This window comes from Blautia sp. HA9023 (assembly GCF_056504095.1).
Window position 1 is genome coordinate 155,401 of the sequence record NZ_JBWLUR010000009.1, and the last position, 25,469, is coordinate 180,869.

24 protein-coding genes and 1 riboswitch are annotated in these 25,469 nt (G+C 43.1%); of the genes, 23 read left to right on the plus strand and 1 reads right to left on the minus strand.

From position 1 onward, the window contains the following. Positions 1–123: 123 nt before the first annotated feature. From AC04Q6_RS14495 to AC04Q6_RS14590, 20 genes are all read left to right on the plus strand, one after another. The gene (locus tag AC04Q6_RS14495; RefSeq protein WP_195565752.1) at positions 124–330 is read left to right on the plus strand and encodes a hypothetical protein; all 207 of its coding nucleotides are present in this window, start codon (positions 124–126) and stop codon (positions 328–330) included. Between the two features lie 198 nt (positions 331–528). Further along, positions 529–1,464 carry a helix-turn-helix domain-containing protein gene (locus AC04Q6_RS14500; RefSeq protein ID WP_021976634.1) on the plus strand — a complete coding sequence of 312 codons (936 nt, stop codon included), beginning with the start codon at positions 529–531 and terminating at the stop codon, positions 1,462–1,464. Between the two features lie 85 nt (positions 1,465–1,549). After that, positions 1,550–2,062 (plus strand): hypothetical protein, encoded by a 513-nt coding sequence (locus tag AC04Q6_RS14505; protein WP_118064704.1) that lies wholly within the window; start codon positions 1,550–1,552, stop codon positions 2,060–2,062. 321 nt (positions 2,063–2,383) lie between these two features. After that, positions 2,384–3,673, plus strand: a complete 1,290-nt coding sequence (locus AC04Q6_RS14510) for an ABC transporter substrate-binding protein (RefSeq protein ID WP_021976632.1) — start codon at positions 2,384–2,386, stop codon at positions 3,671–3,673. A gap of 107 nt (positions 3,674–3,780) precedes the next feature. Next, on the plus strand, positions 3,781–4,680 hold the full coding sequence (locus AC04Q6_RS14515) for a carbohydrate ABC transporter permease (RefSeq protein WP_118071565.1): 900 nt from the start codon (positions 3,781–3,783) through the stop codon (positions 4,678–4,680). Continuing rightward, on the plus strand, positions 4,673–5,503 hold the full coding sequence (locus AC04Q6_RS14520) for a carbohydrate ABC transporter permease (RefSeq protein WP_021976630.1): 831 nt from the start codon (positions 4,673–4,675) through the stop codon (positions 5,501–5,503). The genes AC04Q6_RS14515 and AC04Q6_RS14520 overlap by 8 nt, the downstream gene beginning before the upstream one ends. A gap of 121 nt (positions 5,504–5,624) precedes the next feature. Then, on the plus strand, positions 5,625–7,649 hold the full coding sequence (locus AC04Q6_RS14525; protein WP_118064695.1) for a beta-galactosidase: 2,025 nt from the start codon (positions 5,625–5,627) through the stop codon (positions 7,647–7,649). A 77-nt stretch (positions 7,650–7,726) separates the two neighbouring features. After that, a complete protein-coding gene (locus AC04Q6_RS14530; protein ID WP_118064697.1) occupies positions 7,727–8,842 on the plus strand; it encodes a phosphotransferase enzyme family protein in 1,116 nt (371 codons plus the stop codon). A 34-nt stretch (positions 8,843–8,876) separates the two neighbouring features. Further along, the gene (gene gnpA, locus AC04Q6_RS14535; protein WP_021976627.1) at positions 8,877–11,039 is read left to right on the plus strand and encodes a 1,3-beta-galactosyl-N-acetylhexosamine phosphorylase; all 2,163 of its coding nucleotides are present in this window, start codon (positions 8,877–8,879) and stop codon (positions 11,037–11,039) included. 78 nt (positions 11,040–11,117) lie between these two features. Next, a riboswitch (cyclic di-GMP riboswitch) is annotated at positions 11,118–11,193 on the plus strand. Between the two features lie 143 nt (positions 11,194–11,336). After that, positions 11,337–12,056 carry a PAS domain-containing protein gene (locus AC04Q6_RS14540; RefSeq protein ID WP_476389755.1) on the plus strand — a complete coding sequence of 240 codons (720 nt, stop codon included), beginning with the start codon at positions 11,337–11,339 and terminating at the stop codon, positions 12,054–12,056. Next, entirely contained in the window at positions 11,992–12,912 is a 921-nt protein-coding gene (locus AC04Q6_RS14545; protein WP_476389756.1) for a response regulator, read from the plus strand. Before AC04Q6_RS14540 ends, AC04Q6_RS14545 begins: the two co-directional genes overlap by 65 nt. Before the next feature lie 188 nt (positions 12,913–13,100). Further along, positions 13,101–14,456 carry an urease accessory protein UreH domain-containing protein gene (locus tag AC04Q6_RS14550; RefSeq protein WP_294417946.1) on the plus strand — a complete coding sequence of 452 codons (1,356 nt, stop codon included), beginning with the start codon at positions 13,101–13,103 and terminating at the stop codon, positions 14,454–14,456. 22 nt (positions 14,457–14,478) lie between these two features. Beyond that, the gene (locus AC04Q6_RS14555; RefSeq protein ID WP_021976624.1) at positions 14,479–14,994 is read left to right on the plus strand and encodes a DUF2318 domain-containing protein; all 516 of its coding nucleotides are present in this window, start codon (positions 14,479–14,481) and stop codon (positions 14,992–14,994) included. 145 nt (positions 14,995–15,139) lie between these two features. Then, positions 15,140–15,976, plus strand: coding sequence for a YitT family protein (locus AC04Q6_RS14560; RefSeq protein ID WP_174087644.1), 837 nt, complete (start codon positions 15,140–15,142; stop codon positions 15,974–15,976). 79 nt (positions 15,977–16,055) lie between these two features. Continuing rightward, complete coding sequence (locus AC04Q6_RS14565) at positions 16,056–16,568, plus strand: GNAT family N-acetyltransferase (RefSeq protein ID WP_118063099.1); 513 nt, start codon at positions 16,056–16,058, stop codon at positions 16,566–16,568. Positions 16,569–16,647: 79 nt separating this feature from the next. After that, complete coding sequence (locus AC04Q6_RS14570; protein ID WP_118063097.1) at positions 16,648–17,508, plus strand: alpha/beta hydrolase; 861 nt, start codon at positions 16,648–16,650, stop codon at positions 17,506–17,508. A gap of 22 nt (positions 17,509–17,530) precedes the next feature. Beyond that, on the plus strand, positions 17,531–17,941 hold the full coding sequence (locus AC04Q6_RS14575) for a peptide deformylase (protein ID WP_244832615.1): 411 nt from the start codon (positions 17,531–17,533) through the stop codon (positions 17,939–17,941). Between the two features lie 102 nt (positions 17,942–18,043). Continuing rightward, positions 18,044–18,856 carry a purine-nucleoside phosphorylase gene (locus AC04Q6_RS14580; RefSeq protein WP_118063095.1) on the plus strand — a complete coding sequence of 271 codons (813 nt, stop codon included), beginning with the start codon at positions 18,044–18,046 and terminating at the stop codon, positions 18,854–18,856. 39 nt (positions 18,857–18,895) lie between these two features. Continuing rightward, positions 18,896–19,885, plus strand: a complete 990-nt coding sequence (locus tag AC04Q6_RS14585; protein WP_021976618.1) for a nucleotidyltransferase family protein — start codon at positions 18,896–18,898, stop codon at positions 19,883–19,885. Between the two features lie 12 nt (positions 19,886–19,897). Then, positions 19,898–21,229, plus strand: coding sequence for an MATE family efflux transporter (locus AC04Q6_RS14590; RefSeq protein ID WP_021976617.1), 1,332 nt, complete (start codon positions 19,898–19,900; stop codon positions 21,227–21,229). 219 nt (positions 21,230–21,448) lie between these two features. On the opposite strand, the gene AC04Q6_RS14595 is transcribed toward AC04Q6_RS14590, so the two are convergent. Next, positions 21,449–21,940, minus strand: coding sequence for a DUF2798 domain-containing protein (locus AC04Q6_RS14595; RefSeq protein WP_021976616.1), 492 nt, complete (start codon positions 21,938–21,940; stop codon positions 21,449–21,451). 462 nt (positions 21,941–22,402) lie between these two features. On the opposite strand from AC04Q6_RS14595, the gene eno reads away from it, so the two are divergent. The 3 genes from eno (at position 22,403) to AC04Q6_RS14610 (ending at position 25,442) form a co-directional block, all read left to right on the plus strand. Continuing rightward, a complete protein-coding gene (gene eno, locus AC04Q6_RS14600; RefSeq protein ID WP_476389757.1) occupies positions 22,403–23,698 on the plus strand; it encodes a phosphopyruvate hydratase in 1,296 nt (431 codons plus the stop codon). Between the two features lie 206 nt (positions 23,699–23,904). Continuing rightward, entirely contained in the window at positions 23,905–24,681 is a 777-nt protein-coding gene (locus tag AC04Q6_RS14605) for an ABC transporter permease (protein ID WP_021976614.1), read from the plus strand. 23 nt (positions 24,682–24,704) lie between these two features. Next, positions 24,705–25,442, plus strand: coding sequence for an ABC transporter ATP-binding protein (locus AC04Q6_RS14610; RefSeq protein ID WP_021976613.1), 738 nt, complete (start codon positions 24,705–24,707; stop codon positions 25,440–25,442). Positions 25,443–25,469 lie beyond the last annotated feature (27 nt).

Below are 25,469 nucleotides of genomic sequence, written 5' to 3' on the forward strand. Positions count from 1 at the left end.
CCGAAATGTTTTCTGATAAACAGTTAAAAGATATGATACTTCCACTCCTGATGGAATACCCTGATCTTTCTGATAACACCACTGCTCATAAAAATTTTTGCGGTTTCCAGGCAGACAGGACAGATGATCCTCTATCTGGTATTGATCCATAATATAGCCAATGCAGTGGTATTTCCATTTGCGGATCCTCTGGGAAAAGGCCTCCGGGCAGCAGGTGATGCCATGCTTACCATGGGAATCTCTTTGGTTACGACCATTGGTGTGAGAGTGATCTTCTGGATCCGTTTCCGCCAGGGCAAATGGAAAACCTATCGGGTGATCGGTGAATGACCGGAACAGAACAATAAATAAAACAAAGAAAATAAATAAAAAAGCAATTTGCAGAATGCACAGATATCAACAGATCAGAGCTTTCTGCCGGTTGCTTTTTTTGGCAGATAGCTGTAAGATAACAAAGACTTTATGCGAGTGCGGATGTTTTTATCTGCCTGACATGCAGACACAGGAAAAATATACGGAGGAATATCTGTGGCAAAAAAACGAAAACCCAAAATGGAGCTACGGTATTACAAAATGCCGGAAGGTAGCCCGATCCTTGCATTGCTGGGCCAGAAATGGATACAAAATTACGGAAATGATGTAGATTATCTTCATTTTCATAATTATCTGGAGATTGGTTTCTGTTATGAAGGCCAGGGATTTCTGGTTCTTGGAGAAGACAAGGTACGGTTTCATGACCGGGAATTTACGGTGATCCCGCCCAACTATCCCCACACCACAAACAGTGATCTTGGCACCATCAGCCGCTGGGAATATCTTTTTATTGATGTGGAAGGCTTTCTGGATAAATTCATTGATAATTCGGTAAAAAAAGAAAAGATTGTTCATCGTATCAATTCCAGAGCACTTTTTCTGAATGAAAAGGAGAACCGTTCTATGGCAGACAAGATTCGGAAGATCCTGGATATCATGCGGGACGGGGAAGAATTTTATCTGGAAGAAGCCAAGGGGATTTTGGCATCACTTCTTGTGGAAATCGCAAGGATCAACCGGGATTCTGGGGAAGAACGTTACAGTGAGGGCAGAGGAAAAATCATGGATATGATTTCTAGATTCCAGGATTATATTTCTGATCATTACATGGAAGATCTTCGGATTGATGAGCTGGCAGAATACTGTCACATCAGCGAGACACATCTGCGCCGGATCTTTACGACTTACATGAAGATGAGCCCGCTGGAATATATCAATACCATCCGGATTCAGGCGGCCTGTGACTATCTGAAAAAGACGGATCAGCCCATTGCGGATGTGGCACATAAGTGTGGCTTTACGACGAATTCCACTTTTAACCGGAATTTTCGTAAGGTTACGGGGATGACACCTCTGGAGTGGAGAAAACGTCCTGAGAATTACGAACAGCAGCTCCTTAAGTTTGATATCCATTCAGAGGAAGGCTGGTAAAATAACAAAAACAGATCTGAGAATCTGGCATAACAGAATAAATATCGTACTATATGCCGGATCAGACAGATGGAAAGAGGAAAAAATGTACGACTACAGAATTGTGGAGCAGGTCTCCCGAAAAAAGAAACATATGTCAGGCGCCCTCAGAAAAGTGATGGTGATCTTTGCGGTACTTTTTGTACTGATGGGAATCACCATCTCCCAGGCGTTTATGCTTCCGGGGTTTCTGCTGGCGCTGCTTTATTTTGTGTATGATATTTTCAGTCAGAGAGATTATGAATATATACTGGAGAACGGGCAGCTGACCATTGATGTGATCTATGGTAAAAAATACCGGAAAACAGCTCATGTGCTGAATCTCGAGGAGATGGAGGTGACCGCACCTCATTACCACGAAAAAGTGGCAAAATACAAAAAGAATTCCGGTACAGAGAAGCTGAAAAAATATGATTATACTTCTTATGAAGAGGATGTACCATACTATACCATGATCATCCGGGAAGATGGACGGAAAATAAAACTTCTTCTGGATCTGACAGAAGAAATGCTGCATACGATGAAAACGCAGTTTCCGGAAAAGGTTTATTTTGCATAATATGTTAAAATGTTTGTGAAATATGTATAAAAAATAGCATATATTTTTATGAAATAGAAACAAAAACCTTCTTTTTTGGCGAAAAATATTCGCAGAATGTCGAAAAAGAAGGTTTTTCTTTGCCATGATGACCAATGAGAAAAATGAAAAACACTCAAAATGCATAAAAAAGCAGGTGCCTGAATCATGAAATAGTGCAAAATCAATAAAATGGTTGAAATTGCACATTATATGAACGGTTCTGCAAACTATGGCCGGAATACGGATGCTATAATCCATTCATAAGCAAACGGGAAATGCTTAATAAAGGAGGAAAAGTAAATGAAGAAAAAATTACTCGCAGTATTAATGACAGGCATTATGGCAATGTCTTTCGCTGCAACAACTACAGCAGTATATGCAAAAGGTGACGATGACAATACACTGACCGTATGGGCATGGGACCAGAACTTTAACATCAAGGCTATGAACATTGCAGGTGAGCAGTATGCAAAGGATCATGAAGGATTTAAAGTAGATGTAGTTGAGACATCTTCCGATGACTGCCAGACGAAACTTACAACAGCTGCAAACGCCGGAGATTACAGCACACTTCCGGACATCGTTCTGATGCAGGACAACAGTTACCAGAAATATCTGAAGAGCTATCCGGACGCTTTCACAGATCTGAAAGACATGGACATCAACTGGGATGATTTTGGAAAACTGAAACAGTCCTACTCCATGGTAGATGATACACATTACGGTGTTCCATTTGATAATGGTGCAACAATCGCCTGCTACCGTACCGATATCCTGGAAGAGGCAGGATACACCATCGATGACCTTACAGATATCACATGGAGTAAATTCGAGGAGATCGGTAAAGATGTTCATGAGAAAACCGGTAAATACCTCCTTACAAGTGAGGCAACAGGCGGCGATACTCTGATGATGATGATCCAGTCCTGTGGAGCAAACTTCGTAAATGAGGATGGAGAAGCTTACATTGTAGGAAATGATGTAGCTGAGAAATGTGTAGATCTTTATGTAGACCTTGTAAAGAACGATGTTGTTAAATTAGTAAACAACTGGGATGAGTACATCTCCACAATCACAAGCGGTGAGGCAGCAGGTATCGTTAACGGTAACTGGATCACAGCTACACTGATGGGAACAGAGGATCAGAAGGGTCTGTGGCAGATCACAACAATGCCGAAAGTTGACGGTGTTGACACAGCTACAAACTATGCGAACAACGGTGGTTCTTCCTGGTATATCACATCCAACTGCAAGAACGTAGAGCTTGCTGAGGACTTCCTTGCAAGCACATTTGGTTCCAGTACAGATTTCTATGATGCGATCCTTCCGGAAACAGGAGCAATCTCCTGCTACCTGCCAGCTGGTGAGTCTGACGTTTACAACGAGCCAAGCGAGTTCTTCAACAACCAGCCAATCTTCTCAACAATTGTAGAGTACTCTTCACACATTCCGGAATTCACAAAGACTCCGTATCACTATGAGGCAAGAGAGTGCATCAACACAGCAGTTGTTAATATCGTAAACGGCGCAGACAAAGAGTCTGCACTTCAGGAAGCACAGGATACACTGGCATTCAAGATGACAGAGTAAGATCTGAAAGCTGCATTCTGAAATGAATAAGTAAATACGAAGCAGGGGACTGCATGCAGTCCCCTGTCTTATGTAAAGGCTTAAGAGGTTTGAAAGGAGGAGTTCCTGTGAATTCCAAAAAAAGTGGCATGTCTCTGGTAGCGAAACAGAGAGCGGCAGGCTGGATCTTTCTGGCACCTGCAACCATCATGATCGCTGTCATGAGTTTTTATCCGATGATCCGTGCATTTATCATTTCTTTACAGACAGGTGCCGGAGCAAACATGAGGTTTGCGGACCCGATCTTCAGTAACTACAAACGTATCATGATGGATAAAGTATTTCAGCAGTCCATCGTCAACACATTTTTATATCTTATTATTCAGGTACCGATCATGCTGATCCTTGCGATCCTGCTTGCACAGCTTCTGAATAACAAAGATCTGAAATTCAAAGGATTTTTCCGTACATGTGTATTCCTTCCATGTGCGACATCTCTGGTATCTTATTCTCTGATCTTCCGTTCCATGTTTGCAACAGACGGTCTGATCAACAGTATCCTGATCAAGCTTGGAATTTTAACAACCGGTTATAATTTCTTGGGTAACTCCACAAGTGCAAAGATTGTAATCATCATCGCGCTGATCTGGAGATGGACAGGATATAACATGGTATTCTATCTGGCAGGTCTTCAGAATATCGAATATTCCGTATACGAGGCAGCAAAGATCGATGGTGCCAACGGATGGAAGACTTTCTGGAAAATTACCGTACCACTTCTGAAACCGACAATTATCATGACATTTATCATGTCAATCAATGGTACACTGCAGTTGTTCGACGAGTCTGTCAACCTGACAAAAGGTGGCCCGGCGAACACTACCATCACAATGTCCCATTATGTTTATAATACATGCTTTATCAATGTGCCAAACTTCGGATATGCGGCAGCAATGTCATTTATCATATTTATCATGGTAGCGATCCTGGCATTTATCAACTTGAAAGTAGGTGATACACGTGACTGAGAAAAAGAACAAATCCGCGATCCAGAGAAGATTGATCCCTACCTATATTTTTCTGATCATCGTATCATTTATCTCTGTATTTCCACTGTACTGGATGATCTCCGCAGCAACTAATACAACTACTGATGTATCCAGAGGCCGGATTCTTCCAGGTACATATTTTATGGAAAACTTTAAGAACCTGACTGCACAGCAGCCGCTGTGGAGAGCACTTGGAAACTCTCTGTTTTATGCGGTCCTTACTACTGTACTCTGCCTTCTGATCTGCTCCATCGCAGGTTATGGATTTGAAGTATATCATGACAGATGGAAAGACAGACTGTTTTCCATCCTGCTTCTTGCCATGATGGTTCCACAGGTTGCAACAATGGTTCCTTTATTTAAGATGTTCTCCAAAGCAGGACTCTTAAATACAGCGGTAGGTTTTATCCTTCCGATCCTTTCTACACCATTCATGATCATGATGTTCCGTCAGAATGCAAGAGCATTCCCGATCGACATTATTGAGGCAGCACGTATTGATGGGTTAAGCGAGGTAAGGATCTTCTTCCAGATGTTTATCCCGACAATGAAATCTACCTATGCGGCAGCAGCAGTTATCACATTCATGAATGCATGGAATGCTTATCTGTGGCCGAAGGTAATCATGACAGACAACAAGGCGTTGACTATGCCGATGCTGATCGCCAATTTGATCACCGGATATGTGACAGATTACGGTATGCTGATGTGCGGCGTATTATTCTGTTCTATTCCAACTATGATCGTATTCTTCGTATTACAGAAACAGTTCGCAGAAGGTATTACCGGAGCTGTTAAATAAGATTCAAATTTAAAAGGATGCTGTCGAAAGCTGTAGGTGTATTGTATAATATGCTTCAAGTGGATCACACAGCATCCTTTTTATAAAGTGTCATAATAAAAAATATAAGGAGAAAGAAAAAATGGCAAAGCAGATCAGATATGACCATTTCCTGCACGGTGGCGATTACAACCCGGAGCAGTGGCTGGACAGACCGGACATTCTGAAAAAAGATATCGAATATTTTAAGAAAGCACATATCAACACGGTTTCCATGGGGATGTTTTCCTGGGCTGTACTGGAGCCGGAAGAAGGGAAATATAACTTTGACTGGCTGGAAGCGGTAATTAACAATCTGTATAAAGAAGGCATTTATACGATCCTTTCCACACCATCCGGAGCCAGACCGAAATGGATGGCAGATAAATACGAGGAAGTTCTCCGTATGGACCCGGATCGGACAAGAAGATTTTTCGGTGGAAGACATAACCACTGTTATACTTCTCCTGTATACCGTGAAAAGATTTTTAATATCAATAAGAAGCTTTCCGAACGCTTCGGAAAACATCCGGCAGTGATCCTGTGGCATATTTCCAATGAATACGGCGGGGAATGTCACTGTCCTCTGTGCCAGGAAAAATTCCGGGAATGGCTGAAAGAGAAATATGGAACCATTGAGAATCTGAATTCCAGATGGTGCACAACCTTCTGGAGCCATACCTACAACAGCTTTGACCAGATCGAAAGTCCGTCACCAAAAGGAGAAAATGCGCTTCATGCACTGACTCTGGACTGGAAACGTTTTGTTACAGACAGAACTGTAGATTTCATGAAACATGAGATTTCTGCGATCCGCGCAGGCGGGTCAGATCTTCCGGCAACCGCCAATCTGATGTACGACTACGACGGACTTGACTATAAAAAGTTTAAGGATGTTATGGATATCGCTTCCTGGGATAATTACCCAAGCTGGCATAAAAAAGACAACTATACCACAGCAGTGGATGGAGCCTTGCAGCACGACCTTATGAGGAGTATCAAAAAAGCACCGTTCCTTCTGATGGAATCCTGTCCTTCTGCAACCAACTGGAAGCCGATCAATAAGCTGAAAAAACCGGGAATGCATCTGGCTGCTTCCCTGCAGGCAGTCGCCCATGGTTCCGACAGTGTCCTGTATTTCCAGCTCCGCCAGAGTCAGGGTGCCTCCGAGAAATTCCACGGTGCGGTGATCGATCACTATGGCGGTGATGATACCAGAGTTTTTCGTGAAGTGACAGAGGTAGGAAAAGTTCTGGAACAGATCCAGGAAACTGTGGGAAGTGTAACGAAGTCTCCGGTGGCTGTTCTTTATGACCGTGAAAATGACTGGGCGCTGAAAGATGCCCAGGGACCTCGAAATGAAGATATGCATTACCAGGAAAACGTACAGAAACAATATCGTGCACTTCGAAGAAAAGGTTATAATACCGATATTATCAGTATGGAACATGACCTGTCTGATTATAAGCTGGTAACAGTACCGATGGCCTATATGTTCTATCACGGATACGCCGAAAAGCTTCGTACCTTTGCTGAAAATGGAGGTACACTGGTAATTTCCTACTGGTCCGGACTTGTAGATGAGACGGATAAATGTTATCTTGGGGGAACGCCTCACGGTCTCATGGAAACAGCAGGCATCCGTGCAGAAGAAATCGATGCGCTTTATGACTGGGAAGAAAATACCGGTATTCCGGAAACCGGAAATCACCTCAAACTTACAGAAAGCTATACCTGCAAAAATCTCTGTGAGCTAGCAAAAGTTTCCGATGCGGAAGTGCTGATGCGTTACGGAAAAGATTTTTATCAGGGCTATCCGGTGCTGACTCACAAAAAATATGGAAAAGGCCATGTTTACTATGTGGCAGCCGATATGGAAGCAGCCTTTTATGAGGACTTCCTGGGACGAGCAGCAGAAGAAGCCGGTGTGGAGATGCCGCTTACGTTTATACCGGAAGGAGTTTCTGTGACAACCAGGGAAAATGAAGATACGGAATATCTGTTTATCCAGAATTTCGGGGAGAAAACGGAAACAGTTTCTGTTCCGGAAGGTTACGAAGTCCTTTATGGATCGGACAGTGAAATTATGGCCCCGCTTACTACAAGAATCTTAAAGGGGAAAAAATAATCACAGCAAAAAAGTATAAAGCATATCTGCTTTCGGACGGTATGCTTTTTACTGCTGTCTGGGAAAGAGAAGGTAAGATGACAAAGATACAAAAAGAAGAGATAAAAAAAATCGCGGATCAGTTTGCATTTACCGGGGAACTGATTTCCTGCGCCCCCTGCGGAAGCGGGCATATCAATGGAACCTACATGCTGAGATACCGGATCGGAGAAATGGGCTCCATCAAGGTGATCCTCCAGAAGATCAACAGGGAGATCTTTCAGAAACCGGAAGAGCTTATGGAAAATATCGCAGGAGTCACCGGACATCTGAAAAAGAAGGTCATTGAGAAGGGTGGAGATCTGGAACGGGAAGTTCTGAATCTGATTCCCACAAAAGAGGGAAAAGCATATCTGACAGATGAGAACGGAGAGTGCTGGAGAGCCTATATTTTTATTACAGATGCGGTAAGCTATGATCTGGTGGAAAAACCGGAGGATTTTTACGAAAGTGCTGTTGCATTTGGAAAATTTCAGGAAATGCTGGCTGATTATCCGGCAGAGACTCTGCATGAAACCATAAAGGATTTCCATGATACAAAAAAGCGTTTTCAGGCGCTGAAAGATGCCGTGGAAAAGGACTGCTGTCACCGTGCCGCATCGGTAAAAGAAGAAATTGCGTTTGCACTGCAGCATGAAGATCTGGCTGGAATATTTGGAAAACTTCTGGAAAATGGGGAAGTTCCACTTCGGGTAACCCATAACGATACAAAACTGAATAATATCATGATCGATCTGGAAACGGGAAAGGGAATCTGTGTGGTCGATCTGGATACTGTAATGCCAGGACTGGCCATGAATGATTTTGGTGATGCGATCCGGTTCGGAGCCAGCACTGCGCTGGAAGATGAGAAAGATTTAAGTAAAGTCTCCTGTGACATGGAGCTCTACGAGATTTACGTGAAAGGTTTTCTGGAAAGTTGTGGAGACAAGTTAAACGCCAGGGAGATCGAGATGCTTCCTATGGGCGCCAAGGTGATGACCTATGAATGTGGCATCCGTTTTCTTACTGACTATCTGGAAGGAGATCATTATTTTAAAATCGACCGTGAAGACCATAATCTGGACCGCTGTCGTACACAGTTTAAGCTGGTGGCAGATATGGAGCAGAAATGGGAGCAGATGCAGGCAATCGTAAAAAAATATCAGAAATAAAAAACAGGGGATTTTTACAATGGAGGTAAAGATAATGAGCGAGACAAAAGGAAGAGTGACCATCCCGACAGATCTGGATGTGATTCCGGAGACACTGAAAATGCTGGATGAGTGGGGTGCAGATGCCATCCGTGACTGTGACGGAACAGAATTTCCGGCAGAGCTGAAAAATACAGGGGCCAAGATATATGCTACCTATTATACTACCAGAAAGGATAATGCCTGGGCGAAGGCACATCCGGAAGAGATCCAGCAGATGTATATCATGACATCTTTTCACACGGCAGTTTCCGATACTCTGGAGATACACCTGATGGACCATCTGTATCCGGATATGCTTGCTGTCAATACCAGAGATGATATTAAAAGATGGTGGGAAGTTATGGACCGTACCACAGGAGAGGCTGTCGGTACAGAAGAATGGTCCTATGATGAAAAATCCGGAAATGTGGTGATCCGTCCGGCAAAAGAGTTTCATGAGTATACGGTAAGTTTTCTTGCATATATCATGTGGGACCCGGTACATATGTACAATGCTGTTGTCAATGACTGGAAGGATGTAGAGCCTCAGATCACCTTTGATGTGCGCCAGCCTGCAACACGGGCACATTCCCTGGAACGTCTCCGCAGATTTCTGGATTCGCATGATTATGTGAACGTGGTACGATTTACCACATTTTTTCATCAGTTTACGCTGATCTTTGACGAGATGGCAAGAGAAAAATATGTGGACTGGTTTGGATATTCTGCCTCAGTGAGCCCTTATATTCTGGAACAGTTTGAGCGGGAAGTAGGCTATAAATTCCGTCCGGAGTTTATCATTGACCAGGGGTATATGAATAATACCTACCGTATCCCGTCAAAGGAATTTAAAGATTTCCAGGCTTTTCAGAGAAGAGAAGTGGCAAAGCTTGCAAAGGAAATGGTAGATATTGTCCATGAGTATGGAAAAGAAGCCATGATGTTCATGGGCGATCACTGGATCGGCATGGAGCCTTTTATGGATGAGTTTGCTTCCATCGGACTGGATGCAGTAGTGGGAAGTGTTGGAAACGGAGCAACCTTACGTCTGTTCAGCGATATCAAACATGTAAAATATACAGAAGGAAGATTTCTTCCATACTTTTTCCCGGATACCTTCCATGAAGGCGGAGATCCGGTAAAAGAGGCAAAAGTAAACTGGGTAACTGCAAGAAGAGCTATCCTTCGAAGCCCGATCCAGAGAATCGGCTATGGCGGCTATCTGAAGCTGGCTCTGGAATTTCCGGATTTCGTACAGTATATCAAAGAAGTATGCCAGGAATTTCGTGTGCTCTATGACAATATCCAGGGAACCACGCCATACTGCGTAAAACGTGTGGCAGTTTTAAACTGCTGGGGAAAAATGCGCTCCTGGGGCAACCATATGGTACATCATGCTATCTATTACAAACAGAATTATTCTTATTTTGGAATCATCGAGGCATTAAGCGGTGCGCCGTTTGATGTTTCCTTTATCAGTTTCGATGATATTCGTGAAAATAAAGATCTTCTTAATGATTTTGACGTGATCATCAATGTAGGTGATGCGGACACTGCACAGTCCGGCGGCGAGAACTGGGCAAATCCGGAAATCCTTACAGCAGTGCGGAAATTTGTCTACAATGGCGGCGGTTTTATCGGCGTTGGTGAGCCGGCAGCCCACCAGTGGCAGGGAAAATTCTTTCAGCTGGATGATATCCTGGGAGTAGAGGAAGAAAGAGGATTTAATCTCAATACAGACAAATACAACTGGGAAGAACACAGAGATCATTTTATTCTGGAAGATACAGACGGAACCGTAGATTTCGGCGAGGGCAAAAAGAATATCTTTGCACTGCCGGATACGAAGATCCTGATCCAGAAAGACCAGGAAGTCCAGATGGCGGTAAAAACCTTCGGAAAGGGTCGTGGCGTTTATATCAGCGGGCTGCCTTACAGCTTTAAAAACAGTCGTATTCTGTACAGATCCGTGCTCTGGTCTGCGGCAGCAGAGGATGAACTTCACCGCTGGTTCTCGTCTAATTATAATGTGGAAGTTCATGCCTATGTGAAAAACGGAAAGTATTGTGTGGTAAATAACACCTATGAACCACAGGATACAACTGTTTATACAGGGGACGGAAAGAGCTTTGAAATTCATCTCTCTGCCAATGAGATCCGCTGGTATCAGATCTGACAGATGTTTTGCAAAACTCTGTAAGAGAGCTGTTGACAGGCATTTATAATTGAGTGTATAATAGTACAGATTTGAAAGAGAATATATGGGCAAAGCAGTTGAAAAGCTGTGACGCAAAGCTAAAGGGCCTTTAAAATGGCAGCCAGCTGCAGAGAATAGAAACAGGGAACGGTATAGTTGCATGTCTATAGCCTGACCCTGTTTTTTTGTTGGAAGAACAGATAAAATGCATTGCGGTTTCCTGCGCGTTACAGGGATTTTCCAAAAGCTGCAAATGGTGAAATATGGAGTGAACAGTTGATAAACAAGGCACTATTTGAAGAAGAAAATTTATATATAGTGGGAGAGTCCCATCTTTGTGAGGAGACGTATGCGGCCATACGGAAAACCATCGAAAATAACCAGGCGGTAGGTGTTCTGGCCGGATATTATGACCGTGATCTTACGATTGCTTATATCAGTGAATTTTTTCTTCACAATCTTGGATATACCTATGAAGAATTTATGGAAAAATTTTCCGGATCGCTGAAAAATGTATTCTGTGGGCAGAACTGTACGTTTGCAAAGATCGAACGTTTTAAAAAGATCCATGGAGTAGGCGAAGCACAGATGCTGAATAAAGAAGGTGCACCGGTTAATGTGCGTGTATATAAGAAAGATACCATTGACAGTGAAGGAAACGCATTATGGATATTATCCACGCACATTGACGAGATGCAGGAAAATCTGGAACTGGTAAATCAGGTGCTCAGTTCCGGGTTCTGGTCTGTAGAATGTGCTCAGTCCGGAAATCCTGAATCAGTTTTCTTCAGTCATGAATTTCGAAAGATGCTTGGATATCATGATACTCTGGATTTTCCCAACAATCTGGAAACATGGGAAAGGGGAATTCATCCCCGGGACCTTGAGGAGGTTTCCAGGACTTTTCAGGAAGCTTTTCAGGATAAGACCAATGAGAAAAAATATGATGTGGAATACCAGCATGCGTATGGCGGATGGAACTTATCAGTGGTTTAAGGATAAGGGAGAGGTGAGCCGTCGTGCGGACGGAACTGCTTTTCGTATGGCCGGGATTTTTATAAATATTGATGCGGAGAAGAGAGCGAGACAGTATACGCAGAGAGTAGATGCTTTTTACCGTGCATACACAACGGCAAATCTCTGTGAATACTATGTGGATCTTCAGGAAAACAGCTTTAATTCTCTGAAGGTGGAAGAAACATTATCCGGACTGTTTGAGGAGAGCAGTACCTGGGATGAGCTGATCGATCTGCCGGTACTTGTGGTAGATGATGATCAGAATTGCTGCGAGAATACGGTGGCACTTCTGGAAGAAATAGGAATCGACGGGGAGTGGGTAACATCCGGAGAAGAAGCAGTTAACCTTGTTGCGGCGCGTTATGAAAAAGAAAACGATTATTTTGCCATTATCATTGACTGGAAAATGCCGGGAATGGACGGATTGGAGACGACCCGGCAGATCCGGAAAATAGTTGGAAATGATGTAACCATTATTATTTTGTCAGCGTATGACTACTCTGAGATCGCAAAAGAAATCATAGGGATGACCGGAGCAGAGGTCGTGACAGCAGAAAACGGAAAGACAGCAGTGGATATGATTTCTTCCGGATCTGAAGGTGATTTTGATCTGATCTTTATGGACATCCGAATGCCGGTAATGAACGGGTATGAAGCGACAGCAGCAATCCGCACATCCAATATACCGGCAGCCAGGTCTGTTCCGATCGTTGCCATGACTGCCAACGCCTTTGCGGAAGATGTTCAGCTTGCCAGAAGTGCCGGAATGAATGAACACATTTCCAAACCACTGGATATGACAAGGCTTCGGGATGTGATGAGAAAGTGGCTGTAAAGTCTGACTGGTTAAAAGGTGAAGATTCTGTGAAATCGGCCTTTGCCATTGACAGAAGAAAAATACAATAATATAATTAAACCTATCGTAAAAGTAGGATATAAAAACTGTTACAGTAGAAATAAGATCTATTGTAACAGTTTTTTATTTTATCGCTTTACAAACTTTATGAGAAAGGATGCAAAACAGTGAAGCATACGGTTATTTATATTGATGGTATGACCTGTATTAACTGTCAGTCGAGGATCTGGAATGTACTGAAATTAAGACCGGAGATCACGGGAATTACAGTCAGCTATGAATATTCACGGGCAGAGTTTGATTATGATCCGAAGAAAATCAGGATGAAAGAAATTGTAAAAATGATCGAGGATCTGGGATATCAGGTAATTCCCGCGGAACAGTTTCGCAGGAAACAGCTTCGTCAGGCAGCAGCGGAAATTTTTGCGATCGCCCTTTTATTTGTGATCCTGCAGCGTTTTGGAATCCTTAACCATCTTGCGCCGGATTCTCTTGCCGAGACAGGAATGGGATATGGAATGCTGTTTGTCATTGGCCTGATCACTTCTGTACACTGCATTGCCATGTGCGGCGGGATCAATCTTTCTCAGACCTTGCAGAAGCAAGAAGCGAACGCAGAGGAAATATCAAGGTCAATGTTTCGGAATACATTTTCCTATAATATGGGACGGGTTGTTTCCTATACCGTGATCGGAGGATTTCTCGGGGCCGTAGGAGGTCTGGCTGGAATTGGGGACAGTTTACAGGCTTCCACAGTGTTTCAGGGGTCTCTGAAACTCCTGGCCGGAATTATCATGGTCGTTATGGGTGTGAATATGCTGGGGATTTTTCCGGGGCTTCGGAAACTGAGAATCCACATTCCATTTCCTGGAGGGAAATCTTTATGGAAAAAAAGGACACCTTTTCTAGTTGGACTGTGTAACGGGTTCATGCCCTGTGGACCGTTGCAGTCTATGGAGATTGTTGCACTGGCTTCCGGAAGCTGGGTAGCAGGAGCTTTTTCCATGTTCTGCTTCAGTCTGGGAACGGTTCCTCTGATGCTTGGATTTGGCTCAATTTTTTCTGCACTGGGAAAGAAATTTACCAGACAGATCCTGAAAACAGGAGCGATCCTGGTGGTTGTTATGGGACTTGCCATGATGTCTCAGGGAAGTGTGCTGTCAGGTTTGGAAAGCAGGTCCGGCGAAAAGGTAGCAGCAGAAGCGGATAATGTGCAGAATGATGATCAGACAGATGTGGCAGTGGAAAAAGATGGAGTGCAGTATGTTTCCAGTACGCTGTGTTCTGGATGGTATCCGGATATTACTGTGAAGGCAGGGGAACCTGTGAAGTGGGAGATCAATGTACCGGAGGGCAGCATCAATGGATGTAATTATAGGATGATCCTTCAGGATTTTGGAATGGATCATACTTTCGAGAACGGAGAAAATGTCATCGAATTTATACCGGAAAAAGAAGGCGTCTATACGTATAGCTGCTGGATGGGCATGATCACAGGGACTATTTATGTAACAGGAAAATAAAAACAGAGGAGTAATGTTAAAGATGAAAAAAATTATGATAACAGGTATGGCGTTTCTTATAGCAATGACGGCGCTTGCAGGATGTGGAAATGTAACAGAAACAGAAACTACAGAAGAGACTTCCGCAGCAGATGGAAATCAGGAAATCAGCGTCAGTTCCGGTGGGAATCTGACCATACCGGTTGATGAACTGACAGAAAATGCAGTCTTTTATCCTGCAAATGTAGATGGCACGGAAATGGAAGTGATCGCAGTAAAGACTTCGGATGGAACTATCCGTACCGCTTTTAATACCTGTCAGATCTGTTATGATTCCGGAAATGGTTATTACAAACAGGAAGACGATAAACTGGTCTGCCAGAACTGTGGAAATTCTTTTACCATGGATCAGGTAGGAGAAACTGCAGGAGGCTGCAATCCCTGGCCGATTCTGGAAAGTGACTGGATACTTGCAGATGGTAAGATCCAGATATCTTATGATTTTCTGAAGGATTCCGCAGATATTTTTGCAAACTGGAAGGGTGCATATCAGAGTTAATGCAGCATTGACAGGAAAAAGAAAACATCATATAATAAACCCATTCCAAAAGAGGGAAAACAAAGCTGTTACAATAGAAAAATCTATTATAACAGCTTTTTTGTTACTATTGACAAACAATTTTGCTTGCAAAAAGGAGGTCTTTATGAACAAAAAAATCAAAACATTGTTTTCGTATCTGATGATCATTATCGGAGCCATACTGGCCAGCTTTTCCGTTGCCTGTATCCTGCTTCCCAATGATGCCATCGATTACGGAACTGCCGGAATTGCCATTATCATAAGCAAACTCACTGGGTATAATCTGTCGTTGTGTGTGTTGCTTGTCTTTCTGCCATTTCTGATCGCCGGGATCATTCTTATCGGTAAATATTTCTTTGCAAAAACGTTCGTAGGTTTTGTGATCTACACAATAGGTCTTTCCTACTTTGAAAAAATCCCTTTTGAACTAAATACAGAACATTTTATTGCGGTGGCTTTCGGAGGGGCGATTCTTGGTGTGGGACTTTCCCTGATCCTTCGAAATGGTGGCTGCATTGACGGCTCTGAGATTTTTGCCAATATCATTGTAAAAAAAATCTACAATCATTCGGGAAAAGACTACAGTATTTCCTACATATTAATTGCGTTCAATGCCTGTGTATATGGGGCGGTGTTTGTACTTCTTGACAGAGATTCCGCACTTTTAAGTCTTCTGGTGTACATCGTGTCAACTTCCATCATCGATCATTTCACAGATCATTTTGAGGCATTGAAACAGGTGACCATCATCACAAAAGATCCAGATTCAATTATTTGCGATATTAAAGAAGAACTGAATAAGACCTGTACTATTATCAATTCTTCCGGTGTGATCGCGGGGGAAAATAAAACACTGATCTGTTATGTGAATTACTTTGAACTGCAGAAAGTGAAAGAAATTATTTCCAGGAATAAAGGATCTTTCAGTACTGTTTCAACTATTGATGAGATCCTGCGATAAGGCTTACAATAAAAGATGGGTTTTTCTCCGGAAAAATGTTATTCTATATATGGATGAGAAAAATCAAAGGAGAAGAATTATGAGACTTTCAGAGAAATATGAATTCCGTTCTATACACAGGGAGGAAGCAGAACAGGCAGCGGAAATTGAGCAGATCTGTTTTCCACCGGCAGAGGCAATAAGCAGAGCGGATGTTATAGACCGTGTAGAAAAAATTCCGGAGCTGTTCCTTGTGGCAGTTGACCGGAAAAACGGAAAGCTGGCAGGATATCTCACAGGATTTACGACCAGTGAGGAGGCTTTCCAGGATAAATTTTTTACCAATGCAGATCTTTGTGATCCTGATGGGAAAAATAATATGCTTCTGGGGCTTGAGGTCCTCCCGAAATACCGTGGACAGGGCCTTGCAAGAGAACTGATGATGCGTTATCTTGACCGTGAGCAGAAAAGAGGGAGAGAACGTGCGGTTCTTACCTGCGTAGATGAAAAAGTAGAGATGTACCGGAGAATGGGATTTGAATATATTGGAATCTCAGCTTCTGTACTGGGTGACGAAAAATGGAATGAAATGGAATATCGAATGAAAAAATAAAGGCACAATTCCCGGTACTGTGATAAAATAAAAGATATTTCAAAGACAGAATATAACGATCAAAAAAGGGGGAAATACTATGGCAAAAGCAGAAAAGCACACACTGAAACTGGAAATAGAAAAACCGCAGTATATTACGGTAAATGATGTGACTTATGCACAGGTGGACTCCTGGTTTGGACATTGCAGAAGAGACCTGAAACTGGATATTATCTATCCGGAGGCACAGGATGGCAGAACTTATCCATGTATTCTCTGGATCTGCGGAGGGGCCTGGCTGATGATGGATAAGTCGGCGCATAATCTTTATCTCAGCAGGCTGGCATCAGGCGGATTTGTAGTGGCAAGTGTGGAGTACCGCACTTCCAATCAGGGGCCATATCCAATGCCTTTGCAGGATGTAAAGGCAGCGATCCGTTATCTGAAAGCGCATGCAGACCGGTTCCGTATCAACAAAGAGCAGATGGGAGTTATGGGAGAATCCGCCGGAGGATATCTTACATGTATGGCTGCGCTGGATCATGATCCGGCCCTGGATGTAGGAGAATATCTGGAAGAATCCAGCGAAGTACAGGCAGCCTGCCCCTGGTATCCGCCCACAGATCTTTCTGCGTTTCCGTGCGAATCCGCAGAACAATGTGCTTCTTCCGCAGAGTCCCTCCTTCTGGGCTTTAATTCCAAACGAAACAGAGAAAAGGCGTATAACTGCAGTCCTGTATCCAAAGTAACGAAGGATGCGCCGCCATTTTTGATCATCCATGGAAACTGTGATCGGACAGTGCCCTATGTGCAGTCAAAAACATTATATAATCTCCTGGAAGCGCAGGGCTGTGATGTAACTTTGCTGACGCTGGACGGAGCAGATCATGCGGATCTTCAGTTTTTCCAGGATGAAACATGGAACTGGATCATCGATTTTTTCAACAGAAAATTAAAATAAAACAGAAAACAGGAGTAAAATCATGGTCAGACCGATAATGAGAGATATTTTTTTTCTGAGACAGAAAGCGCAGCCTGCCACAAAGGAAGATAAACAGATAGTACAGGACCTTCTGGATACACTGAAAGCCAACGAAGCAGGATGCGTGGGGATGGCTGCCAATATGATTGGAGTAAATAAAAGAATCATTGCTGTAAATATGGGATTTATCAATGTGGCAATGCTGAATCCGGTGATAGTGAAAAAGTCCAGAGCATACGAGACAGAGGAGGGATGTCTTTCTCTTGACGGTGTGCGAAAGACTACCCGATATGAAAACATAGAAGTGGAATTTCAGGATATTTCATTCCATAAACAACGCCAGAAATATTCTGGCTGGACAGCACAGATCATTCAGCATGAGATTGATCACTGTGACGGAATTATCATATAAATATGATATATAACAGAGTTAAGAACAAAAAGTACAGAAAAAAGCAGGGGATTTTTGCAATATGGTTCTGACGGTATTAAGATAAGAAGGGAAGCGGAAACTATGTATCAGAAATTAATGACATGTCTGGAAAGTGTAAGAGAGAAAACAGATTTTAAACCGGAAATCGCATTGGTTCTGGGATCTGGACTTGGCGACTTTGCAGAGAGGATCCAGATCGAACAGATCATTAAATATACAGATATCGAAGGATTTCCGGTATCGACAGTAAAAGGGCACAAAGGACGTTTTGTATTTGGTTATGTAGAGAAAACACCGGTTGTGATCATGCAGGGCCGGGTTCATTATTATGAAGGATATCCAATGTCTGACGTAGTTCTTCCGACACGTCTGATGGGGCTTCTTGGGGCAAAAAAACTTCTTCTCACCAATGCGGCCGGAGGCGCCAATCCATCCTTCCATCCCGGCGATCTTATGATGATCACGGATCACATTACAACGGCAGTTCCAAGTCCTCTGATCGGCCCTAATATTGATGAACTTGGAACCAGATTTCCGGATATGAGCGAAGTATACAGCCGATCCCTTCAGGATGTGATTCGAAAATGCGCTGCAGAATGTGGAATTGAACTGAAGGAAGGGGTTTATGTGCAGTTTACAGGACCTAACTATGAGACCCCGGCAGAGATAAGACTTGCTCAGCGCTGGGGCGGTGATGCTGTCGGAATGAGTACCGCATGTGAAGCTATGGCAGCCCGTCATATGGGAATGGAAGTCTGCGGAATTTCCTGTATCACAAATATGGCAGCAGGGATTTCAAAAGAAGCGCTGAACCATGAAGAAGTGCAGGAGACAGCAGACCGTATAGCGGAGTCTTTCCAGAAACTGGTTGAAAAAGTAGTGGTAAATATGTAATCCTGGAAAGAAGGAAATTTTAAGAAAAGAGAAACACAAATGATAACATTGAATGATTACCTGTATTCCGGAGATACCCTTCTTCGGATACTGAAAAAATATATCCGGGATCTGCGGACAGAAGCAAAAGAAAAACGCAACGAGATCGATCTGGTACACTGTAATTTCCTGATCCAGATCCAGGAACTTCTGGAACATAACGATTTCCTTACTGCCCAGTCCCAGAAGATCCGGGAATTTTATAAATATATGGCAGGGGAATACCCGTTTCTGGCATTTACCTTCAAGGGAAGGATCAAATCTCTGATCCGTGCGGAAGAGAAATTTAATGGATATGTAGTAGAATTTATCTATGATTACTATAAAGAGCATGGGAAATATCCTTCCGTATCCCAGATCAAAGAGCGCTTAAGCTGCTTCCGGGATTTTATTGCCTACAGGATCGTTATCGCCATGCCGAGATGCCATCTTAAAAACGGCGAGAATGTCAGAGAAGAAGAACTTCGGTATCTTTATGAGATCGCCAATGTACTTCCGGGATTTCTGGAAGAAAGAGGATTTACCGCAGAGCCGGCCAGAGGCGTGCAGGAAAGTACCTCTCCACTGTTAAGCGAGGAAGCAAAACCTTATTACCGGGATTATATCTGCAACAACAGCGAGGAAGATTATCAGTCTCTGCATATTACTTTTTATGATAACAGCTCCAGAAGTTATATGGAAGTACAGCTGCGTACAAAGGACATGGATGATGTGGCAGAGATTGGATCCGCGAACCATTTAAGTTATGAGAAAAAACAGGAAAGTGAGCGCAGAAGAAGAGATACCATTCCGGAGGGAGAATGCATCTATTTTGATGAAGCTTACGAACGTGGAATGCGGCTTCTCGGACTGGATCTGGCAAAACTGGATGTCAATATGTTTGGTGCGGTAAACAACAGCCTGATCAATGACGGCTGTGGACTGTTTCGCGGAAGAATGATCCTTCCCTATGAGCATCTTTCTCGTTTTCAGAATGATATCATTGACTGAGGGAGGCCTGACATGAAAGATCTGACAAAGGGGAAACCTTCCACGCTGATCCTGTCCTTTGCACTTCCTGTATTTCTGGGAAATCTTCTGCAGCTGACGTACAGCCTGGCAGATACCAGGATTGTGGGAAGTTTTCTGAAAGAAGATGCGCTGGCAGCTGTAGGGGCTACCAGTCCTTTGAGCGGCCTGATCATCGGATTTCTGATGGGCCTTGCAAATGGGTTTGCCATAGTAACTGCACAGAAATTTGGCGCCGGAAATCGAGAGGAAGTGAGAAAATCGTTTGCATTGTCTCTTTTGATGGGCAGTGTGATCTCTCTGGCCCTGACCGTTCTGGGACTTTTGTTTCTTCATCCGATCCTGGGATTTTTAAATGTGCCGGATCGTCTGGTGGGAACTGCCAGAGCATATATTTTTATTATTATCGCAGGCATGCTGACAACATTTCTTTATGATACCTGTGCGGCATCGCTGCGTGCGTTGGGAGATACGGTGACACCGCTTGTGATCTTGGCGGTGTCTGTGACTTTAAATATCGCAGGAGATCTGTTCTTTATCCTGGTGATAAAAGCAGGCGTACAGGGAGCAGCCATTGCCACAGTACTCTCACAGACTTTGGCGTTTCTTGTATGCTGGTTTTATATGATCCGCAGATATGAGATCCTCCGGCTGAAAAAAGAGGATTTTACAGGATTGGACAGAAATATGATGAAAAATATGCTGAGTTCCGGCTTGTCCATGGGATTTGTAAGTTCTCTTGTAAATCTTGGTACTCTGGCGCTGCAGACTTCCATCAACCGTCTGGGAAGAGATATCATCGTGGCCCATACAGCGGCCCGCAAGATCACGGAGATGTTTATGATCATGTTTGGTGTGTTTGGGCAGACGATGGCGATCTTCTGCGGGCAGAATGCCGGGGCAGGGCGGATGGACCGCGTGCGCCATGGAATCGGCCTGGCAGTTCTGTATACCTGTATCTGGTCTGTGATGACAGTGATCTTCAGTTTTACTATTGGAAAACAGCTGATATATCTGGTTACAGGAAGCCGGAACGAGACTGTGATCCTCAATGCAACGAATTATCTTAAATTTGATACGGTTTTTTATTTCGTAACGGCTGTGATCAGTGTCCTTCGAAATGCCATGCAGGGATTGGGAGAAACGGTGATCCCTCTTGTTTCCAGTGCACTGGAGATGATCGGAAAAGTAGTGATCGCGGTGACGCTGGTACCGCTTTTGGGATATACCGGTGTGATCGTGGCAGAACCTATTGTGTGGATCATTATGGTGATCCCGCTGATCGTGAAGATCTTTAAGATGCCGGAATTAAAGAAAACAGCCTGAGAGATCAGAAGATCAGATCAAAAAGAGCCACGTAAAAAATATAGTATATAAAAGTATAGTATAAAAAAGCACATTGCATGGAGTAAAGCGTCACCCAAACGTCTGACTTTGGGGTGTGGTTTAACCATGGCAATGTGCTTTTTTACTGGATAAACTGCGAAGCATTTATTCGAGTTGGAGCTGCGCAGTGAATGCGGATTGAGAGTATCCGCCTGACCTTTACATATTTGGTGCGGTTTCTTTTGAATCCTCTTTCTCAGGAAAGATATGTCTGAAAATAAAACGTACGATCGGGCCTGCATAGATCAGCTGCCAGAAAAATGCAACAGGAAAGTTCATAAAAGTTGTCTGAAGCCAGACTGCGATAAACTGATTTCCTGCATGTTTAAAGAAAAGAGTTGCAAAAAAGCTCATCAGCGGACACATAAAGGCAACAGAGGCAACAGAAATTGCAAGAATCATACTGAATGGATGACAGTTACGAAAATTTACCATGCGGTTCGCGCAGGCAAAGGCAAGTTTGGATACAAGGAAGAAATCAAGGACAAAGGCGATCGGTCCCATAAAAGTCAGCTCGCGAAAAGCGGAGAGGAACACGCTGTTTGTCATTGCTCCGGTATTCAGTACAATGTTGTAACAGATCATGGCGTAAACCATGAAAAATACCATGATGATAGTAAAGATGACTTCCTGAAATTTGTTTTTTGGCATAAAAAATCCTCCTTTAAAATGATTAAGTGATAATGTAAAACCGTAAAGCATGTGTTGTTCGTTAATCATTCAGGAGAATGTGCGTTTCCAATATATGACAGGATTTTGCCATAAACCATATTCAGTTTTTATTTCGGCGATTATATTATCATAATCTGCAAAGCCTTGTCAATACGTAAAATTCTCGCATTTCTGTTAAATATTCTGAAAATATTGACGAAATAGTCGGGCGGACATTCGTAACTCAGCAGGGGACTTTCTTGATTCGATTAAATAAGTAATTGAGAAAAAAATGACAGTAACCCCTCTTGACCACAAAAGTTAGGTATAGTAAACTTATAAATGGTTAGCAGGTTCTAACTATTGCGTAAATAATTGTGACGGGCCGTATCCCCTGACAAAACGCGGCCCGGGCAAAGTTTACGGACAGGGCGAAAGGCCAGACAGGAGGATAAATATCAAATGGAATATTTAGAGATCGAGAAAGTCATTGGAAGAGAGATCATTGATTCAAGAGGAAATCCGGCCGTAGAGGCAGAGGTTTATCTGGCAGATGGAACGATAGGAAGAGGAGCAGCACCAAGTGGTGCATCCACAGGAGAGTTCGAAGCACTTGAGCTGAGAGATCAGGATAAGGCCCGTTTCGGAGGAAAGGGTGTTTCCAAAGCCGTTGAAAATATCAATACTGTAATTAACGATGCACTGACAGGAATGGATGCATCTGACATTTATGCAGTGGATGCTGCCATGATCAGGGCAGATGGAACAAAAGATAAATCCAAACTTGGTGCAAATGCCATTCTTGCGGTGTCTATTGCATGCGCACGTGCAGCGGCGATTTCCCTTGACATTCCGCTTTACAGATTCCTTGGCGGTGTGAATGGAAACAGACTTCCGGTTCCGATGATGAATATTTTAAATGGTGGGGCACATGCCGCAAATACCGTAGATGTTCAGGAATTTATGATCATGCCTGCAGGAGCGCCGAGCTTCAAAGAGGGACTTCGCTGGTGCACAGAGGTATTTCATGCACTTGCGGCACTTCTGAAAGAAAAAGGCCTTGCAACGAGTGTTGGTGATGAAGGTGGTTTCGCACCGGATCTTGGAAGCGATGAAGAAGCCATCGAGTACATTCTCGAGGCAGTAAAGAAAGCGGGCTATGAGCCTGGAAAAGATTTTGTACTTGCTATGGATGCTGCATCCAGTGAGTGGAAAGGAAGCCAGAAGGGTGAGTATGTCCTTCCGAAATGTGGAAAGAAATTTACATCTTCAGAGCTTGTTGAGCACTGGAAGAACCTGATCGAGAAATACCCGATCTACTCCATCGAGGACGGCCTTGACGAGGAAGACTGGGAAGGATGGCAGATCATGACAAAAGAGCTGGGTGGAAAAGTACAGCTCGTAGGTGATGACCTGTTTGTTACAAATACCGAGCGCCTTGAAAAAGGTATCAGCCTTGGATGCGGAAATTCCATCCTGATCAAACTGAATCAGATCGGCTCTGTATCCGAGACTCTGGAAGCAATCAAAATGGCACATAAAGCAGGCTATACTGCAATCTCATCTCATCGTTCCGGTGAGACAGAAGATACAACTATTGCAGATCTTGCGGTAGCATTAAATACCTGCCAGATCAAGACCGGAGCGCCGTCCAGAAGTGAGCGTGTTGCAAAATACAATCAGCTTCTCCGAATTGAAGAAGAGCTTGGGGATGCAGCGGTATACCCGGGATTTAAGGCATTCAATATTAAGAGATAACAGACCTTTCATATAAAATCAGCCAGGAGTACACCGGGGCCGGAACAGAATTTCTTCTGTATCGGCCCCGGTTTTTGAGCTTTTTTTAAAAAGATGTGTTCAGACGCATTTTTTTGGAAAAAAATAAGGTTGCCAGAATTGTAAAAATGGTATATTATGTTTAACAGCCATGTGAACAAAGAAAAAAATTGAATATTGGAGATGCTATGAAAGAATACGTAAATACTTTTATGCATTACAGGTTTCTTCTGAGAGAACTTGTAAAAAAAGGAATCAAACTGAAGTACAGACGTTCTTATCTTGGTATTATATGGTCCCTGTTGGAACCTCTTCTTACCATGATGGTACTGACGATCGTATTCGGTACTCTGTTTGGAAACAAAGACAAGACATTCCCTGTATATATCCTGACAGGCCGTCTGCTGTACAGCTACTATTCAAGTTCGACGACACGCGCACTGAAATCAGTCCGGGCGAATGCGGCGATGATCAAGAAAGTTTATGTGCCGAAGTATATTTATCCGCTGTCAAGCGTACTTTATAATTATGTAATTTTTCTGATCTCACTGATCGTGCTGGCTATCGTTGCAGTCGTACAGGGAATCCAGCCTACAATTTATATGCTGCAGATCCCAATCGCACTGATCCTGGTTCTTCTGCTTTCTTATGGATGTGGAATGATTCTTGCGACGATCGGAGTATTTTTCAGGGATATGGAATATCTTTGGTCAGTAGCACTGATGATCATTATGTATACCTGTGCGATCTTTTACTATCCTTCCAGACTTTTAAAGAGTGGATTTGCATGGATACTGAAATTTAATCCGCTGTATTGTATTATCAGTATTTTCCGTTCAGCCATGTTTGGCGAGATGATGAATATGCACTATTTTGCTTATGCGCTTATATTCAGTCTGGTTGCAATCGTAGTTGGAATGATCTGTTTCAAAAAGAAGCAGGATGACTTTATACTTTATATATAATTGCGGATTTACAGGAGAGAAAAATGGGAAAACCGGCAGTTGTAGTAGACAATGTAAGTATGAAATTTAATCTCAGTAAAGAAAAGGTCGATAACCTGAAAGACTATCTGATTAAATTCATAAAAAAAGAAATTAAATATAATGAATTCTGGGCTCTTCAGAATGTGAATTTTGAGGTGCAGAAGGGAGACCGTGTTGGTATCCTGGGACTGAACGGAGCTGGAAAAAGTACTCTGCTTAAAGTGATCGCAGGTGTATTCAAACCTACGGAAGGTAAAGTTATCAAAAACGGAAGACTGGTTCCTCTTCTTGAACTTGGAGCCGGCTTTGATCCACAGTATACCGGACGTGAGAATATTTATCTTTACGGAGCAATGCTTGGATATTCCAAGAGTTTCATTGAAGAGAAATTTGATGAGATTGTTGAATTTTCAGAGTTGAAGGAATTCATTGATGTACCGATCAAGAACTATTCTTCCGGTATGAAAGCAAGACTTGGATTTTCCATCGCAACACTGGTATCACCGGATATCCTGATCCTGGATGAGGTACTTTCCGTAGGAGATGCCAAATTCCGGAAAAAGAGTGAGAAAAAAGTTCTCAGTATGTTCGACAAAGGCGTCACCGTTTTGTTTGTCTCACATTCTCTGCAGCAGGTACAGCGCCTCTGCAACAAAGCGATGATCCTTGAAAAAGGAAAACTGATCGCATATGGTGACATTGATGAGATTTCCGAGCAGTATGAGAAAATGATCGATTAACAGAAACAGGAAAACTTCAGGCAGATG